Genomic DNA, 15,825 nt, shown 5'->3' with positions numbered 1-15,825 from the left:
TAATTATATCCATAAAAATAAGCCTTTTTAAAAAGATTAAAAAGTCAAGTCTTTATAAATGGGAAAAACTAAAAATCGAAACGCTAATTAAACATGCAGGTAATAACAAAAGCTTTCGTCTAGAACCGTGTAGAAAGTCTCACATTAAATACACGTGGTGTTAAAAAGTTAGGAATTGCAAATTGACGTTTACTATATACATCACGAACCCAAGTATTGGTTATCGTATTTTGAGCATTAAACATATTAAAGATCTCAACTCCTAAAGTGAGTTCTTTAAATTTTTGTTTCCATTTTGACGTATACGTTTTATTTTTATCAACTATGACATATGAAATTCCTAAATCGGCACGTTTATAATCGCGAAGACGCGTTTGGAAATCATAAGGATCAGCATAGCTAGGCGAACCTCCTGGAACTCCAGTATTGTAAACAAGGTTTAAATACATCTTTAAATCAGGAATGTTAGGCACATAATCTTGAAAAAGCACACCAAACTTCAGGCGTTGATCTGTTGGTCTTGAAATGTAACCTCTATCATCAATATTTTCTTCGGTTTTTAGATACCCGAAACTAAACCAGCTTTCTGTACCTGGCACAAATTCTCCATTAAGCCGTAGGTCTACACCATAGGCGTAGGCTTTCGCATTATTTCTTGCTCTATATCGTATTCTAACATTTTCTAAGGTATACGGATTTACATCACTTAAGCCTTTATAGTATGCTTCAGACACTAGCTTAAATGGACGATCCCAAATCTCAAAACTATACTCGTTTCCTAGAACAATATGAAATGATTTTTGAGCTTTTACATCTGGCTGAACTGTTCCTGAAGAATCTCGTAATTCGCGATAAAAAGGCGGTTGATAATACACACCTCCTGCAATACGAAACAACATGTCTTTGTCCCAATCTGGTTTTATTGCAAATTGAGCTCTCGGGCTAAACACGGTTTGGGTAGAGGAGGAAATACCATCTTGATTAGGTATGTCGCTATTTACAGTCCAGTTGTGAATTCTCACACCAGCATTATAAAACACTTCGTTACTACCAAGCATTGTTCGTTTGCTCCATTGAGCATAGGCTTGGAGCCTATCAATTTGTACAGCATTGGTAGCCCTAACATTTTGAAACGCAACAAGAGGACCTTCAAACGGCTCATAGGGTTGATTGTTCGGGATATCAAAAATAGGAGGTCGTACCGAAAACCCAGCACTATCAATAACTTCCCATTCTACTATACGATCTCTAATATCTTCATGCGTATATTTTACAGACCACTCTAGAGTGCTTTCTTCATCGAGTTTATAATCGCCTTTATGCTCAATATTAACAATGACAGCATCCAAATCATTTCGTGCATGAGTTAATTGTGAACCAATACCTTCGGAAAACTCAACTTCACCTAAGTTTTCGTCACCAATATTACTATTAACTTCACCAAGACGGTATTGTGCTAAGATGTCAAAATATTCCTCTTCAGTAGTGTGATACGCTGAAGCAATAAGTTTTAGTGAAAGATCATCATTAACAAAATAATTAGCTTTAAATGCACCAAAAGTGGTTAAATACTGATCTTTTTCTTGACCTTCATAAAATACTAAAAGCGCTACAGGTTCATCTAAAGTACCAAAATTGGTTTGTCTGTTCTTTGGTTGAAAGTCATATTTATTTAAAGAGATATTTCCCAAGAAATTTAAATGAAACTTATCACTAAACTTGTAAGTTAAATAGGTTTGAGCATCAGCAAAAACTGGAGTTACGTTGGTTTCAGTTTCAAGAGAGTTAATTAACAAGCTATTGTCTCTATAGCGCAAACCTACTATTCCAGAGAATTTCGAGTCTTTACTTGCAGCTTCAGCTGTAACACTTCCTCCCAAAAGGCTGGCATCTGCACGAATGCCAAATGACACAGGATTTCTATAGGTGATATCTAATACAGATGACAATTTATCACCATACTTAGCTTGAAATCCACCTGCCGAAAAGTCTACGTTTTGTACCATGTCCGTATTCACAAAACTCAAGCCTTCCTGTTGACCAGAACGAATAAGAAATGGACGATAGACTTCAATATCATTTACATACACAAGGTTTTCGTCAAAGTTTCCACCGCGAACAGAGTATTGGGTACTTAATTCGTTGGATATATTAACACCTGGTAAAGTTTTTAATAGATTTTCTACGCCAGGATTAGCACCTTTAATGGTTCTTATTACTTCAGGAGTAATTGTAGTGACACCATCAACCGATTGCCTTGTATTGCCATTTATGACAACAGTTGTTATTTGTTCTATCTCTACACTCATCACTGGATTGAATTCAATCTCTTGACCATTTTTCAAATTGAAGGTAGCTTCAACACGTTTATGGCCTAAGTGCGTAAAAACAACAGTTACATTAGTGTTTGCTGGGATTTTAAGGATGTAAAACCCATTTTCATTGGTTGTGGTCCCATCATTGCCTGCTTTAATACTAACACTAGAGATTGGTAATTTAGCATCGTCTAAAATGACACCTCTAATGGTTGCGGTTTGAGATATTCCGAAGAATGAAAAGCCTAATAAGGCAATGAGTAGCGTAATATTTAGTTTCAAAAGGCTATTTTTTATTTTCTAAAAAAGGTTGCTTCAAATGTAGTACTATTTCCAACATTATCTGTAACAATTATTTTAAGATTATTTTCGGTCTCAGTATTGACATTATCATCAAAGTCATAGGTTAAGGTATCTTTTTTATAATCATACTCCATTAAAATCCACTTTCCGTTTATAGTTGCTCTGTAATTACTAATACCAGACAGATCATCATCAATTCTCACTTTCAGATAGTCGAGTTTACTTAACCATTTTCCATCCTGAAAATTAATAGGATTAATAGTTGGGTTTACCGTATCTCTTGCAAGAGCAAAGGTTCCTAATGATTTTGTTCTTGCTGATAACTTGTTGCCAAGACGTTTTGTACTGATATAACTCGGATTTTTATAATAACCGTATAATTTGGCAATAAATAATTTGCTTTTGTCTTCTTCACTGTAACTGCTTACATCATAAGTAATGGTATAACTTTTCAGCATAGGCACAACATCTCTATGCAATTTTAAGGTATCACTATCCACGCCAAAATCAATATAAAAGTCTTCGTAAAAGCTTTGTTTTGGAAAGTATACTGAGATATTTTCACTTTCTAATTCGTTAACTTGATCTGCATAGATGTAATGGTCTGGTTTTAATTCTGGAGCTTCTAAGATTTCTTTGGCAGGTCTTCCTTTTATTGGAATAGACAACCATGACTCATTCCCTTTAAAATCTCTAATTCGTACTTTATATACCGTATTAGTACTATCTTCAACTTTTATATAACCATGACTGTCAACATCTTTAAGCATGCTTAAAGTGTTTCCAGATTGAACAAAGAGTTTCTGAATTCTTGATTTTTCCTCTTTAAATACTTCAAAATCTATAAAGCGATTGATGTGTTTAGATTCACTAAAACTGAAACGCTTAAAATCCATTTCAAAACTTTTATTACCATTATAAAATGTTTGAATATTACTTACACCATTTTTATTATTGGCAAGATCTTGCTGGTCATAACTCACAATTCCAAAACCAATATCACCTAGTGCTTCAATAGGTTCTGTACTGTAATCGCCATTTTTATTTGGTATTAATCGCAGTTCTTTTCGCTTTTTTTCATCATCTACATGAGAATTTCTGTCTTTTGGATAGGCATAAGCAGCCAATAGAAAAGGGCTTTTCGTGTCTTTTACATCAATACCAAATAGCAAAGGATTAATAGGGCGTTCTTCATTGTCGCGAATTTCAAAATGAAGATGCGGACCACCAGAGCCTCCAGTATTTCCAGAAAAGGCTACAACTTCATCTGATGAAATAGGAAGCTCATCAGGAGACGGAAACATTTCAACCTCATAACTTTCCTTTTCGTACTGACACGCTTTGATATATTTTTGAATTTTTGGAGAAAACTTATTTAAATGAGCATAAACACTCACATAACCATTTGGGTGTGTAATGTAAAGTGCTTTTCCGTAGCCATAATGAGATATTTTAATACGACTTACATAACCTTGAGCCGCAGCATATACTTTTAGACCAGTACGTTGTTGCGTTTTGATATCTAAACCAGAGTGAAAATGATTTGAACGTAATTCGGCAAATGTACCAGAAAGTACAAGTGTAATATCTAATGGGTTTCTAAAATAGTCTTGAGGATAAGGTGTTTCTGATTGTCCAAAAGCAAAAGTGTAAGCAAAGAAAAGTAAAATTAGGTACTTCATGTGTTATGAGTTTACGTCAAAAGTTATATAACGCAAAAATATTGATTAAAATTAAATATAGAAAATATTCTATATATGTTATTTTTAATATTAATGAGTGAATATCTGAAAAAAACTGAAAATAATAAACAAAAACTTATAAAAAAGGAATCAGAAGCATTTGTAAATTGTTAGTCATGAGCCATTATGACTAAAGAAGTGCCATAAATTTCAAAATTAATATGAAAACAATTGCGATTTTTCACTTAGTATGTTAACTTTGTTACATCAGTATTGAAATTTGTAAATGAGTAAAATTGAAGATATTGTAGATTCTTTAGAGAACAAAATCAGTAAAGTTTTGCACAAACTAGAAGTTTTAAAGCAAACTAATGCTAAAATCTCTGAAGAATTAGCAATACAACAACAGAAAAACCTTCAACAGCAAGAAGAATTAAGTTCTTGGGTTGAAAAATATGAATCACTCAAAATGGCAAATTCATTACTGGGCAGTGACGAGAATAACAGAGAAACAAAGCTCAAAATAAACACATTAATCAGAGATATTGACCATTGTATTGCTCAATTATCTGAATAATGCTAATTACAATTAATGGCAGAACAGCTTAAAATAAAGCTATCTATAGCAAATAGAGTTTATCCTCTTACCATTGCGCCAAGCCAAGAAGAAGGGTTGCGCAAGGCCGCTAAAAAGATTGAAGCCATGATAACACAGTTTGAGCAAAACTATTCTGTGAGAGATAAACAAGATGTATTAGCCATGTGTGCTTTGCAGTTTGCATCTCAAGTAGAACAGAAAACAATAGATAAAGCCAATGTAAGTGAAGAAGTAGAGGAGAAGCTCAATGCTTTAAACCAATTACTTCACGAACATATAAGTGCATAACGTTCTTTAAAATAAACAATAGGTTACTGCCTACATTAGTTATTTATTTTTGATAAACTCAACGTTAATTCTTTAAAAAGGGTGAGTTGAAGTTGTAAAACCGTGCTGCTAATACTAATTTATTTTAGTATTTGGGCAGATTTTTGATCAGCTTGTTAGCCCTAAACTTGTTTTTAAGGAGTTTATACAGAATCCAAAACTGATGTAGGCTTTTTTTATATATAAACACTAACTAACATGGATACGAACACAATTTTAATGATTGTAGGAGGCGTGGTACTAGGCATAGTACTCGGATATATTATTGCAAAAGCATTAGAAAAAAATAATGCTTCCAAACTCATAAAAGAAGCAAAGAATGAAGCAAATTCAATTTTAAAAAATGCTAAGAGCGAAGGAGAAACGATTAAAAAAGATAAGATTCTTCAAGCTAAAGAAAAATTTATAGAACTCAAAGCAGAGCACGAGAAAGTCATCTTATCTCGTGACAAGAAAATGGCTGAGGCAGAAAAGCGAACTAGAGATAAAGAATCACAAATCTCTAATGAGTTGTCAAAAAATAAAAAAGCAAATCAGTCTTTGGAGAGTAAGATAAAGGACTACGATTTTAGACTTGAGTTTCTGGAGAAAAAGAAAGATGAAGTCGAAAAAGCCCATAAAAGTCAAATTAAACAACTCGAGGTTATCTCTGGATTATCTGCAGAAGATGCTAAAACCCAGTTGGTAGAATCACTCAAGGGTGAAGCCAAAACAGATGCGATGAGTTATATTCAAGACACTCTTGAAGAAGCAAAACTCACCGCCCAACAGGAAGCCAAAAAGGTTATTATTAATACTATACAGCGAATAGGAACAGAAGAAGCTATTGATAATTGCGTTTCTGTATTTAATATTGAGTCTGATGATGTTAAAGGACGAATTATCGGACGAGAAGGACGAAATATTCGAGCCATTGAAGCCGCTACTGGCGTTGAAATCATTGTCGATGATACACCAGAAGCCATTATTTTATCTTGTTTTGATTCAGTGAGACGTGAAGTGGCACGATTATCACTTCATAAGCTTGTAACAGATGGACGAATCCATCCTGCACGAATTGAAGAAATTGTTAGAAAAACACAAAAACAGATTGAACAGGAAATTGCAGAAGTTGGTAAACGAACTGTTATCGATTTAGGAATTCATGGATTACACCCAGAGTTAATAAAAATGGTAGGTCGTATGAAGTATCGTTCGTCTTACGGACAAAACTTACTGCAGCATTCACGTGAAGTAGCTAAACTGTGTGGTGTTATGGCTGCAGAACTTGGATTAAATCCAAAATTAGCTAAACGTGCTGGACTATTACATGATATTGGTAAGGTGCCATCTTCTGAATCTGATATGGAAACGCCTCATGCTATTTTAGGAATGCAATGGGCCGAAAAGCATGGAGAAAAGTCTGAAGTATGTAATGCCATTGGAGCACACCACGATGAAATAGAAATGACAACATTGTTATCACCTATAGTTCAAGTGTGTGATGCTATTTCAGGAGCAAGACCAGGTGCAAGACGTCAGGTACTAGATTCTTATATTCAAAGACTCAAAGATTTAGAGGAGGTTGCTTTTGGTTTTAATGGTGTCAATAAGGCTTATGCTATTCAAGCTGGTCGAGAATTGCGTGTTATGGTTGAAAGCGAGAAGGTTTCAGATGAGCAGGCAGCAAACTTGTCTTTTGAGATCTCTCAAAAGATTCAAACAGATATGACCTATCCTGGTCAAGTAAAAGTAACTGTTATTAGAGAGACTAGAGCGGTAAATATTGCGAAGTAGGAACTTTATACATATAATAATAAAGCACTCTATTTAGAGTGCTTTTGTTTTTTAAAAATTAGAGTAAACGTTGTCCCTTCATTAAGTTCACTATCAACATCAATAGTACCACCCATAGCTTCAACTTGTGTTTTAGTTATGTATAAACCTACACCTCTTGAGTCTTCTCGATCTGTACCATGAAAAGTTTGATACATTTCAAATAGTTGATTTTTGAACTTTTTGGTATCTATACCTATTCCATTGTCAGATATCAAAATCTTAAGCGTTTCTTCGTTTTGTAGAGTTTGTATTACAACTTTAGACTTTCGTTGTTGATGACTATACTTTATTCCGTTTGAAATGAGGTTGTAAAGAACACTTTCTAAATAGGACCTATTGGCAATCAAAAAGTCATTTTTATCAACCGAATTATAAAGTGTTATATCATTGCTTGTGCTTTCAATTTCAAGACTTTCAATAATTTTTTCGGTACAATCAAAAATATTTATCTTTTCATTAAGTTCACTGGTATCAGATTTCGATTTTATACTAATGATGTCATCCAAATCTACAATAGTTGTTGTCAATGCTTCGGAAATCGTCTTTAAATGATTCATGAGTTCTTCTTTTTCGTTTTCAGAGTTAGACTCGTCATAGAACTCAAGTATATTTTTAAAATTTCCGATATGTGTTTTTAAATTGTGAGAAACAATATGTGTAAAATTGTGAAGTCTCTTATTCTGACTAGTAATTAACTGAAGATACTTCTCCAATTGCTCTTCTTTTTCAATTCTTGACGTAATATCAGTATGTGTACCAATAACTCGTTTGTGTTTTCCTTCTGAAGTCCATTCAACAACTTTTCCACGATCTCTTATCCATTTATAGCTTCCGTCTTCACATAAAACACGATGCTCATTTTCATACATCGATTTACCGTTACTAAGATGGTCTTGAAAATCTTGAAAATATTTGACTTTATCTTCGGTATGAACACGATCATTCCAATCATTTGGGTTTTTACCAAAATTATGGTCTTCAACACCTATTATTTGTTTAGAACCTTCAGAGAAAAACACGCTGTCTAGCTCTGCATCGTATTCCCAAAGACCAATACTGGAGTATTCTAAGGCCAGTTCCCACTTTTTTACTTCAGAGAACTTTGAATCTATTTCTTGAGGAGTTGATGGTGAATTAAGAAGCTTTTTTAATAGCTTTTTCATAGGTTAAGATTTTATAAATAAGACACATGAATTGCAAAGATGTCACTTTTTTACTACAAAATTAAGATTATTATTTTCTAGGATGGTAAGACATCAACACATCTTTAAGATGTGAACGGTCTACATGCATATATATTTCGGTGGTCGTAATGCTTTCATGACCTAACATGAGTTGAATAGCTCTAAGGTCGGCTCCATTTTCTAATAGGTGCGTAGCAAAAGAATGTCGGAACGTATGCGGAGAAATTACTTTATTTAGATTAATAGCTTTTGCTAAATCTTTTATAATGGTAAAAATCATTGCTCTAGTGAGTTGCTTTCCTCTGTTATTAAGAAACAAGGTGTCTTTGTATTCTGGATCTACGCTCATATGCACTCTTAAGTCTTTCCAAATATTGATATAGTTCTGTGTGTTAGTACCTATAGGTACGAAACGTTGTTTATCTCCCTTTCCAGTAACTTTAATAAAACCTTCATCAAAGAATAAATCTGATAGCTTTAAATTAATAAGTTCACTAACACGGAGTCCGCAACTATACAAGGTTTCAAGAATTGCTCTATTTCGTTCCCCAATACGTACACGATTAAACTCTCTATTTAAATCTATGGCATTAATCAAGGCATCAATTTCATCAATAGAAAGCGTATCTGGCAATTTGCGTCCTATTTTTGGAGATTCGATATGATCTAACGGATTGGTTTTTCTGTAATCTTCAAATACTAAGTAGCTAAAAAAACTTCGTAAACCTGATATTAAGCGAGATTGTGATCTAGAGTTTAATTGTTTCGACGCGTCATAAATAAAGGCTTGTACTGTTTCATATTCGATATCTACAGGAGAAATAGAAATGTCATGGATAGTTAAGTAATTGATTAACTTTTCAACATCTAACTCATAGTTGGTAATTGAATTTGCAGATAACCCTCTCTCAATTTTAAGATAGTATTTATAATCATGGAGTGCATTTTGCCATTTCATTGAACAAACTTGGTTTTGAGTCTCGTGATAATTCACTTCAAAAATACTGCAAAATATTAAGTTACAGGTATCTTAAATTAGTGATATTCAAGACTAAAATTTAAAGTGGTGTTAATGACATGTGATTAATATTTACTATCAGTCATAGTTTTAAAAAATATGAGAATCATAATAGCACTTTTTTTATCATTAATCCGTTGAAATATATTATTTTATCGACGAAATACATAAAATTATGTGTTTTTTCTTGTGAGACTAAAAATTATCTTTTATGTTTGCCGACCAAATAAAATAAAAACCAAATTATTTAAACTTAACAATTATGAAAAAATTATTACTAATGGCTGCAGTTGCAGTTTTCGGATTTACAAACGTAAATGCACAAGATGAAAACACTACAGGTGGTTTTGAAGAAGGAGATGTTTATGTGTCTGGTACAGTTGGATATAACAGTACTAAAGAAGGAGATTTAAAAACTAACAGATTTGATTTTATGCCTACGGTAGGATACTTTGTAAGCGAAAATATCGCTTTAGAAGCTAATTTATCTATTGGTTCTGCTGAAAATGCTGCAGATGATAAAACTACGACGTTTGGAGGAGGTTTAGGAGCTACATACTTCTTTACTCCAGCAAATCAATTTTCTTTCACAGTAGGTGCAGGAGTTTCTTACGCTAACTCTAAATTTGAGCCAAATGGTGGAGCAGAGTCTAAATTTGATGTATTCGCAATTGCTGTAGGACCAGGTCTTAACTATTTTGTATCTGATTGTTTCGCTTTAAGAGCATCAGTTGGTGCATTGTCTTATGCTAGTGCTAAACCAGATGTTGATGGAGCAGAGTCTACTAATTCTTTTGGATTAAACTTTGATTTATCTGATATCAATTTCGGAGTTACTTATAAGTTCTAATTGGTATTAACCATAAGAAAAACCGAAGTGATATCGCTTCGGTTTTTTTATGCTTAAAGCTTATATTTTACGATTTTTTACACTTTTAATTGTAAGTAAAATCTTAGATTCGCAGCCTAACAAAACTTTAAATCTATTATGAAAAAATTAATTACAATTGTCTTTATAACTCTATGCTGTAGCTTAAATCTTAATGCTCAAGCTGATAAAGGCGATTTTGAAATTGGAACAGGACTTGGTTTAAACATATCTAATGTTGTTGTAGGATCAGATTCTAATAATGGAACTCGATCAAAAACAGGTTTTAACCTTGGAGTATCTGGTGAATATTATTTCTCAGACCGTTGGGGAATAAAGGCAAAACTTATCTATGATTCAAAAGGATGGGGAGATGGATTTTTTGATAACGAACTTACAAATGAGTCTTATATTACAGACTTTAATGTGACGTATTTAACTGTTCCAGTTATGGCAAATTGGCATTTTGGGTCGACAAGAAAATGGTATTTGAATTTTGGTCCTTATATTGGGTTCCTTTTAAATGCTGAAGAGGATAGAGGCGGAACAGATGTTAAAGACGCTTTTAATTCTACAGATTTTGGTATTGCTCTAGGTGTTGGTTACAAATTCAATGTTGGAGAAAACACTAAATTATTTGTAGAATACGATGCGCAATCTGGTTTATCAGATGTTTTTAGTAACAACCTTGGCTCTTCTGTACGAAACGGTAGAAGTAGTTTTAATATTGGTGTTATTTTAAATAATTTATAGGGATCAACTCTTTAAAATATTCAAACCGAAGCCTTTTGCTTCGGTTTTTTTGTACTCAAATTTTAATATCTTTACTTTATGAAAAAACTCATCATTATTAATGGTCCTAACTTAAATTTATTAGGAAAGCGTGAAACCAATATCTACGGAAACTTATCATTTACCGACTTTTTTGAGCGCGTTGTCAATAAGTATCCAAATATCACGTTAGAACATTATCAATCAAATATTGAAGGAGAGCTCATAGATAAACTTCAGGAGGTTGGATATAGCTATGACGGAATTATTTTAAATGCTGCTGCTTATACACATACATCAATTGGTATTGGTGACGTTGTAAAAGCAATAGAAACTCCTGTAGTAGAAGTGCATATTTCTAATACATTCTCTAGAGAAGAGTTTAGACATCAATCCTATATATCACCTAATGCTAGAGGTGTTATTCTAGGTTTTGGGTTACAAAGTTATGAGTTGGCTATTCAAAGCTTTTTTGATTGATATAAGACTAAAATTAATAGATTCTAAATATTCTAAACGATTATAATATGAAAAAAGGAGTGTTTGTTTTTCTGAGTATTTTGCTTTCTAATCTTTATGTATTTGCACAGTCTAATGCCGAATTTGGTATTAAAGGCGGATTAAACCTTACTTTTTTTAATGTCGAACAAGCTAACTTTGGCCCAAACGCTGAAACTGAAGTTGGTTATTATGGTGGCATTTTTGTTGATGTGCATATTGATGAGTCCCTTTCGATACAACCAGAATTACTCTATATTGGTCTTGGTGACTTTGAGTTTTTGAATGCACCAATTTATGCAAAATATGAAGTGGCAAACAATTTTGATATTCTTGTTGGACCAAGTCTAAATTATTTTTTTGATTTTTTTTCGAATAAATTTAAAGTAAGAGGTGATGTGAGTGTCGCTTATCATATTATAAAACCCTTAGATATACATATGAAATACACTATTGGCTTTGAAGAGATTTCTCCCAATGGACTCTTTATAGGGTTAGGGTATAGATTATAAAAAAAGCGATTCTTTTAGAATCGCTTTTTTTATATATTCATTTATGAAGTTTAAAGATGAATCACTTCATCGTAAGCATCTGCAACTGCTTCCATAACCGCTTCACTCATGGTTGGGTGAGGGTGAATGGCTTTTAATACTTCATGTCCAGTCGTTTCAAGTTTACGTCCAAGCACAGCTTCAGCAATCATATCAGTAACTCCAGCGCCAATCATATGACAACCTAACCATTCTCCATATTTTGCATCAAAAATTACTTTTACGAAACCGTCTTTGTTTCCTCCTGCACTGGCTTTTCCAGATGCAGAGAAAGGAAATTTACCCACTTTAATATCTATACCTTGCTCTTTAGCCTGCTTTTCTGTTAATCCTACACTTGCAATTTCTGGTGAACAATAGGTACAACCAGGCACATTTCCGTAGTCTATTGCTTCGACATGATGTCCTGCAATTTTTTCTACGCATAAAATACCTTCCGCAGAAGCAACGTGCGCTAAAGCTTGACCAGGAGTAACATCCCCAATAGCATAATAACCAGGAATGTTTGTTTGATAGTAATCATTCACTAATATTTTATCTCTATCAACAGCAATACCAACATCTTCTAATCCAATATTCTCAATATTAGATTTAATACCAACTGCAGATAATACTAAATCAGCCTCTAATACTTCTTCACCTTTTTTAGTTTTTACGGTAGCTTTTACACCTTTTCCAGATGTATCTACTTTAGTTACTTCCGAAGAGGTCATAATCTTAATACCACTTTTCTTAAATGAACGCTCTAATTGCTTAGAAACATCTTCATCTTCTACAGGTACTACATTTGGTAAATACTCTACAATAGTAACTTCTGTTCCCATAGAGTTATAGAAATACGCAAACTCTACACCAATAGCTCCAGATCCAACGACAATCATTTTCTTTGGTTGTTTATCTAAAGTCATGGCCTCTCTATATCCAATCACTTTTTTGCCATCTTGAGGTAAGCTTGGCAACTCGCGTGAGCGTGCTCCAGTAGCTATAATAATATGGTCTGCGCTATATTCTTTTCCGTCTACTTCAACTTTCTTCCCTGTTTTTAAGGTACCATAACCTTCAATGACATCAATTTTATTTTTCTTCATTAAAAATTGAACACCTTTACTCATGCCATCTGCAACACCACGACTACGTTTCACAACAGCACCAAAATCGTGACTAGCATCTTTTACATTAAGACCGTAATCTTCTGCATGTTTTAAATATTCAAAAACTTGAGCAGATTTAAGTAATGCTTTTGTTGGTATACATCCCCAATTTAGGCAAACACCACCTAAGCTTTCTTTTTCCACAATAGCAGTCTTAAAGCCTAATTGAGATGCTCTAATTGCTGTTACGTAGCCTCCAGGACCACTTCCAAGTACTATAATATCGTATTTACTCATGAGTCTATTTTTGTCTAATTTTTAAGGTTACGAAGTTACAAAACCTTATTGTAATATTAAAGGTCATCTGTAAAATGTCTACGACCTTTTTCTTTACTGAATTTTTCTTTGTTATATGTAGTGGATTTTCCCTTTGGGATGGATAAAGATACCCAGTTTTGCCCTTTGGATAGTTTTCCTAAAAAGACCAACTGTCCTATGTGATAAGCGTAATGTGCCAATTGCCTATTAATAGCTTCTGTTACTGTATGACCTTGATTTCTTATGTAAATTATACGCTCTAGATCGTCTGAAGTTAATGGTCTTATGGCATTAAATAAACATTCCCATCCTTTGTTCCAATAATTGAATAGCTCTTCTTTAGATTGAAACGTGTCCTCAAATTCACTATCGCGATGTCTCCATTCTTTTTCGCCATCTTCAGTTAAGAAATTAGTCCAACGACTAAGCATATTTCCCGCAATATGTTTTGTAATGATAGCAACAGAATTTGTATCCTCAACAAATTCGTGTTTAAGCTCTGTTAGAGTTAATTGATTTAAGGTCTTATCGCCTAGAGATTTGTAATACTCAAATTGTTTGAGAATACTACTTAGATATGAGTGCTCCATTATATTTAATTAGTACTATAAAAATAGCGATACAAAATGGCTATAACTATAAATAGTCATAGTTAGATTTTATATCGCTATAAGTAATGGGTACTATTAATTTATTTTTCTGGAACAAATTTTAAAGCCACACCATTAATGCAGTGGCGTTTTCCAGTTGTTTTTCTAGGTCCATCATTGAAAACATGTCCAAGATGCCCTCCACAAGTTGCACAATGTTCCTCATTTCTGGCATAACCTAAATTATAATCTACAGAATAGTCTACATTACCCTCAATTTCTCTATCGAAACTTGGCCAACCTGTACCCGAATCAAATTTGTGTTCACTTTTAAATAACGGTGTATCACATGCAGCGCAGTGATAGATACCTTTGCGACTTTCTTTATTTAGTGAACTAGAGTATCGTCGTTCTGTTCCGGCTTCTCTTAATACATAATATTGCTCACTAGTGAGTTCTTTTTTCCATTCGGCATCAGTTTTTGTAACTGGATACACTTTTTCTTCTTTGGCTTCTGTTTTTTGTGCTGAAGAATTACAACTAAAAAATAACATAATTGTAAGTAGTGTGATAATCTTTTTCATAGAGTAAAAATATGGTTTTTTATGTTTTCTTCTGTCGAAATTAAAAACTTGAACTTACGCAAATGTTGTAAATTTAATAATCGACTTTTATTACGGCATTATTGATAGTATGCCAATCTATATTAAAGAAGGTGCTATTATTCCAAAGTACACAAAACAACAATATGTTGGTAAAAAAAAGATCGATTCTGTTATTTTGGACGTATATTATAAAAAGGAGAAGGAGCGTTCACAATTTTTCGATAAATTAAAGAAATCCAATGGGATAATGTGATAGTTCCTTTAGATCATGTAAAAACAAATGGTATTTCTAATATGATTATACACAAGGAATTTACTGAGTTGTATTTTATAGGAGAATATTTTTTTGTGCTTGAATGTGACAAAATTCTATTGTTTTGTGTCTAAATAAATAGAATCATTTTGTAAATTTAGCTTACACTTAAAACCCATTAACAATGCGTATAAAAAATAACATAGTTCTCATAGGTACAATAGCTCTATTTCTATCGTGCACAACAAATCCTTTTACAGGAAAAAAAACGTTAGCATTAGTACCAAATTCCCAATTATTCCCGACAGCTTTTGCTCAGTATAATCAATTTTTAACTGAAAATAATGTCATTACTGGAACAGCCGATGCCGAAATGATAAAGCGAGTTGGTCAACGTATTGCTGTGGCTGCCGAACGTTGGCTAAATGCCAATGGACATCAAGGCTATTTAGAAGACTATAAATGGGAATACAATTTAGTAAATGATAAAACGGTGAACGCTTGGTGTATGCCTGGCGGTAAAATAGTATTCTATACGGGAATCTTACCTATAGCACAAAACGAAACAGGAATTGCTGCAATTATGGGACATGAGGTAGCTCATGCACTAGCAAATCATGGTCAACAGCGTATGAGTGCAGGAATGTTGCAACAGTTAGGTGCTGTAGCAGGAAATGTAGCAATTAAAGACGAACAAACACGTAACATATTTAATCAAGCCTATGGTGTTGGAAGCACAGTAGGAGTGATGCTACCTTTTAGCAGGGGCCATGAAACACAATCTGATGAAATTGGATTGTATTTAATGGCGATAGCAGGATATAATCCGGATGAAGCTGCCGAATTGTGGAAACGTATGAAAGCAAATAGTGGAGGACAAGCTCCGCCAGAATTCTTAAGTACGCATCCGTCTAATGATACCAGAATCAGTAATTTACAGCAATGGGCTCCAAAGGCTAAAGCTGAAGCAAAAAAGTTTGGCGTAGATTCATTTAGACCTTTAGGTAACTTTTAATTGTAAAGATTAAAAATTAT

16 protein-coding genes and 1 other RNA gene are annotated in these 15,825 nt (G+C 33.5%); 10 read left to right on the top strand and 7 right to left on the bottom strand.

Features of this window, described 5'->3' with window-relative positions:
• Window positions 1-119: 119 nt before the first annotated feature.
• On the bottom strand, window positions 120-2,597 hold the full coding sequence (locus Q0783_RS10310; RefSeq protein ID WP_298894892.1) for a carboxypeptidase-like regulatory domain-containing protein: 2,478 nt from the start codon (window positions 2,595-2,597) through the stop codon (window positions 120-122).
• Between the two features lie 11 nt (window positions 2,598-2,608).
• Window positions 2,609-4,300, bottom strand: coding sequence for a M23 family metallopeptidase (locus Q0783_RS10305; RefSeq protein ID WP_298894890.1), 1,692 nt, complete (start codon window positions 4,298-4,300; stop codon window positions 2,609-2,611).
• A 286-nt stretch (window positions 4,301-4,586) separates the two neighbouring features.
• On the opposite strand from Q0783_RS10305, the gene Q0783_RS10300 reads away from it, so the two are divergent.
• The 4 genes from Q0783_RS10300 (at window position 4,587) to rny (ending at window position 7,001) form a co-directional block, all read left to right on the top strand.
• On the top strand, window positions 4,587-4,877 hold the full coding sequence (locus Q0783_RS10300; RefSeq protein WP_230935710.1) for a hypothetical protein: 291 nt from the start codon (window positions 4,587-4,589) through the stop codon (window positions 4,875-4,877).
• Window positions 4,878-4,892: 15 nt separating this feature from the next.
• On the top strand, window positions 4,893-5,186 hold the full coding sequence (locus tag Q0783_RS10295; protein WP_230935709.1) for a cell division protein ZapA: 294 nt from the start codon (window positions 4,893-4,895) through the stop codon (window positions 5,184-5,186).
• A 56-nt stretch (window positions 5,187-5,242) separates the two neighbouring features.
• Window positions 5,243-5,370: non-coding RNA, 6S RNA (gene ssrS, locus Q0783_RS10290), on the top strand.
• Window positions 5,371-5,423: 53 nt separating this feature from the next.
• Complete coding sequence (rny, locus tag Q0783_RS10285) at window positions 5,424-7,001, top strand: ribonuclease Y (protein WP_298894888.1); 1,578 nt, start codon at window positions 5,424-5,426, stop codon at window positions 6,999-7,001.
• 29 nt (window positions 7,002-7,030) lie between these two features.
• Here rny and Q0783_RS10280 read toward each other — a convergent pair whose 3' ends face one another.
• Together Q0783_RS10280 and xerA are read right to left on the bottom strand one after the other, a co-directional pair.
• Window positions 7,031-8,206: a PAS domain-containing sensor histidine kinase gene (locus tag Q0783_RS10280; RefSeq protein ID WP_298894885.1), complete on the bottom strand. Its 1,176-nt coding sequence runs from the start codon at window positions 8,204-8,206 to the stop codon at window positions 7,031-7,033.
• Window positions 8,207-8,276: 70 nt separating this feature from the next.
• Window positions 8,277-9,185: a site-specific tyrosine recombinase/integron integrase gene (xerA, locus tag Q0783_RS10275; RefSeq protein ID WP_298894883.1), complete on the bottom strand. Its 909-nt coding sequence runs from the start codon at window positions 9,183-9,185 to the stop codon at window positions 8,277-8,279.
• A 322-nt stretch (window positions 9,186-9,507) separates the two neighbouring features.
• On the opposite strand from xerA, the gene Q0783_RS10270 reads away from it, so the two are divergent.
• The 4 genes from Q0783_RS10270 to Q0783_RS10255 all read left to right on the top strand — a co-directional run bounded on the left by Q0783_RS10270 (window position 9,508) and on the right by Q0783_RS10255 (window position 11,894).
• Complete coding sequence (locus tag Q0783_RS10270; protein WP_298894881.1) at window positions 9,508-10,095, top strand: outer membrane beta-barrel protein; 588 nt, start codon at window positions 9,508-9,510, stop codon at window positions 10,093-10,095.
• 138 nt (window positions 10,096-10,233) lie between these two features.
• Window positions 10,234-10,866 (top strand): porin family protein, encoded by a 633-nt coding sequence (locus Q0783_RS10265; RefSeq protein WP_298894880.1) that lies wholly within the window; start codon window positions 10,234-10,236, stop codon window positions 10,864-10,866.
• A 78-nt stretch (window positions 10,867-10,944) separates the two neighbouring features.
• Entirely contained in the window at window positions 10,945-11,364 is a 420-nt protein-coding gene (aroQ, locus tag Q0783_RS10260) for a type II 3-dehydroquinate dehydratase (protein WP_298759941.1), read from the top strand.
• Between the two features lie 47 nt (window positions 11,365-11,411).
• The gene (locus Q0783_RS10255) at window positions 11,412-11,894 is read left to right on the top strand and encodes an outer membrane beta-barrel protein (protein ID WP_298894878.1); all 483 of its coding nucleotides are present in this window, start codon (window positions 11,412-11,414) and stop codon (window positions 11,892-11,894) included.
• Between the two features lie 50 nt (window positions 11,895-11,944).
• On the opposite strand, the gene lpdA is transcribed toward Q0783_RS10255, so the two are convergent.
• The 3 genes from lpdA to msrB form a co-directional block, all read right to left on the bottom strand.
• Entirely contained in the window at window positions 11,945-13,321 is a 1,377-nt protein-coding gene (lpdA, locus tag Q0783_RS10250; protein WP_230935701.1) for a dihydrolipoyl dehydrogenase, read from the bottom strand.
• Between the two features lie 56 nt (window positions 13,322-13,377).
• A complete protein-coding gene (locus tag Q0783_RS10245; protein ID WP_298894875.1) occupies window positions 13,378-13,932 on the bottom strand; it encodes a DUF1572 family protein in 555 nt (184 codons plus the stop codon).
• A 101-nt stretch (window positions 13,933-14,033) separates the two neighbouring features.
• Window positions 14,034-14,516, bottom strand: coding sequence for a peptide-methionine (R)-S-oxide reductase MsrB (msrB, locus tag Q0783_RS10240; protein ID WP_298894873.1), 483 nt, complete (start codon window positions 14,514-14,516; stop codon window positions 14,034-14,036).
• Between the two features lie 109 nt (window positions 14,517-14,625).
• Here msrB and Q0783_RS10235 point away from each other — a divergent pair, with 109 nt between their 5' ends.
• On the top strand, window positions 14,626-14,790 hold the full coding sequence (locus Q0783_RS10235) for a hypothetical protein (RefSeq protein ID WP_298894871.1): 165 nt from the start codon (window positions 14,626-14,628) through the stop codon (window positions 14,788-14,790).
• A gap of 184 nt (window positions 14,791-14,974) precedes the next feature.
• Window positions 14,975-15,805, top strand: coding sequence for a M48 family metallopeptidase (locus tag Q0783_RS10230; protein ID WP_298894870.1), 831 nt, complete (start codon window positions 14,975-14,977; stop codon window positions 15,803-15,805).
• Window positions 15,806-15,825: the final 20 nt, after the last annotated feature.

This window comes from uncultured Psychroserpens sp., assembly GCF_947500255.1.
In the GTDB taxonomy this organism is placed as follows: domain Bacteria; phylum Bacteroidota; class Bacteroidia; order Flavobacteriales; family Flavobacteriaceae; genus Psychroserpens.
The sequence above is the reverse complement of the archived record's forward strand: the minus strand, read 5'-3'. Positions and strand labels throughout refer to the sequence as shown.

What these genes read in the sequence shown, in the direction of transcription:
- Q0783_RS10305 (WP_298894890.1), bottom strand. Translation starts at nt 4,300, where the DNA reads ATGAAGTACCTAATTTTACTTTTCTTTGCTTACACTTTTGCTTTTGGA.
- Q0783_RS10300 (WP_230935710.1), top strand. Translation starts at nt 4,587, where the DNA reads ATGAGTAAAATTGAAGATATTGTAGATTCTTTAGAGAACAAAATCAGT.
- Q0783_RS10295 (WP_230935709.1), top strand. Translation starts at nt 4,893, where the DNA reads ATGGCAGAACAGCTTAAAATAAAGCTATCTATAGCAAATAGAGTTTAT.
- rny (WP_298894888.1), top strand. Translation starts at nt 5,424, where the DNA reads ATGGATACGAACACAATTTTAATGATTGTAGGAGGCGTGGTACTAGGC.
- Q0783_RS10280 (WP_298894885.1), bottom strand. Translation starts at nt 8,206, where the DNA reads ATGAAAAAGCTATTAAAAAAGCTTCTTAATTCACCATCAACTCCTCAA.
- xerA (WP_298894883.1), bottom strand. Translation starts at nt 9,185, where the DNA reads ATGAAATGGCAAAATGCACTCCATGATTATAAATACTATCTTAAAATT.
- Q0783_RS10270 (WP_298894881.1), top strand. Translation starts at nt 9,508, where the DNA reads ATGAAAAAATTATTACTAATGGCTGCAGTTGCAGTTTTCGGATTTACA.
- Q0783_RS10265 (WP_298894880.1), top strand. Translation starts at nt 10,234, where the DNA reads ATGAAAAAATTAATTACAATTGTCTTTATAACTCTATGCTGTAGCTTA.
- aroQ (WP_298759941.1), top strand. Translation starts at nt 10,945, where the DNA reads ATGAAAAAACTCATCATTATTAATGGTCCTAACTTAAATTTATTAGGA.
- Q0783_RS10255 (WP_298894878.1), top strand. Translation starts at nt 11,412, where the DNA reads ATGAAAAAAGGAGTGTTTGTTTTTCTGAGTATTTTGCTTTCTAATCTT.
- lpdA (WP_230935701.1), bottom strand. Translation starts at nt 13,321, where the DNA reads ATGAGTAAATACGATATTATAGTACTTGGAAGTGGTCCTGGAGGCTAC.
- Q0783_RS10245 (WP_298894875.1), bottom strand. Translation starts at nt 13,932, where the DNA reads ATGGAGCACTCATATCTAAGTAGTATTCTCAAACAATTTGAGTATTAC.
- msrB (WP_298894873.1), bottom strand. Translation starts at nt 14,516, where the DNA reads ATGAAAAAGATTATCACACTACTTACAATTATGTTATTTTTTAGTTGT.
- Q0783_RS10235 (WP_298894871.1), top strand. Translation starts at nt 14,626, where the DNA reads ATGCCAATCTATATTAAAGAAGGTGCTATTATTCCAAAGTACACAAAA.
- Q0783_RS10230 (WP_298894870.1), top strand. Translation starts at nt 14,975, where the DNA reads ATGCGTATAAAAAATAACATAGTTCTCATAGGTACAATAGCTCTATTT.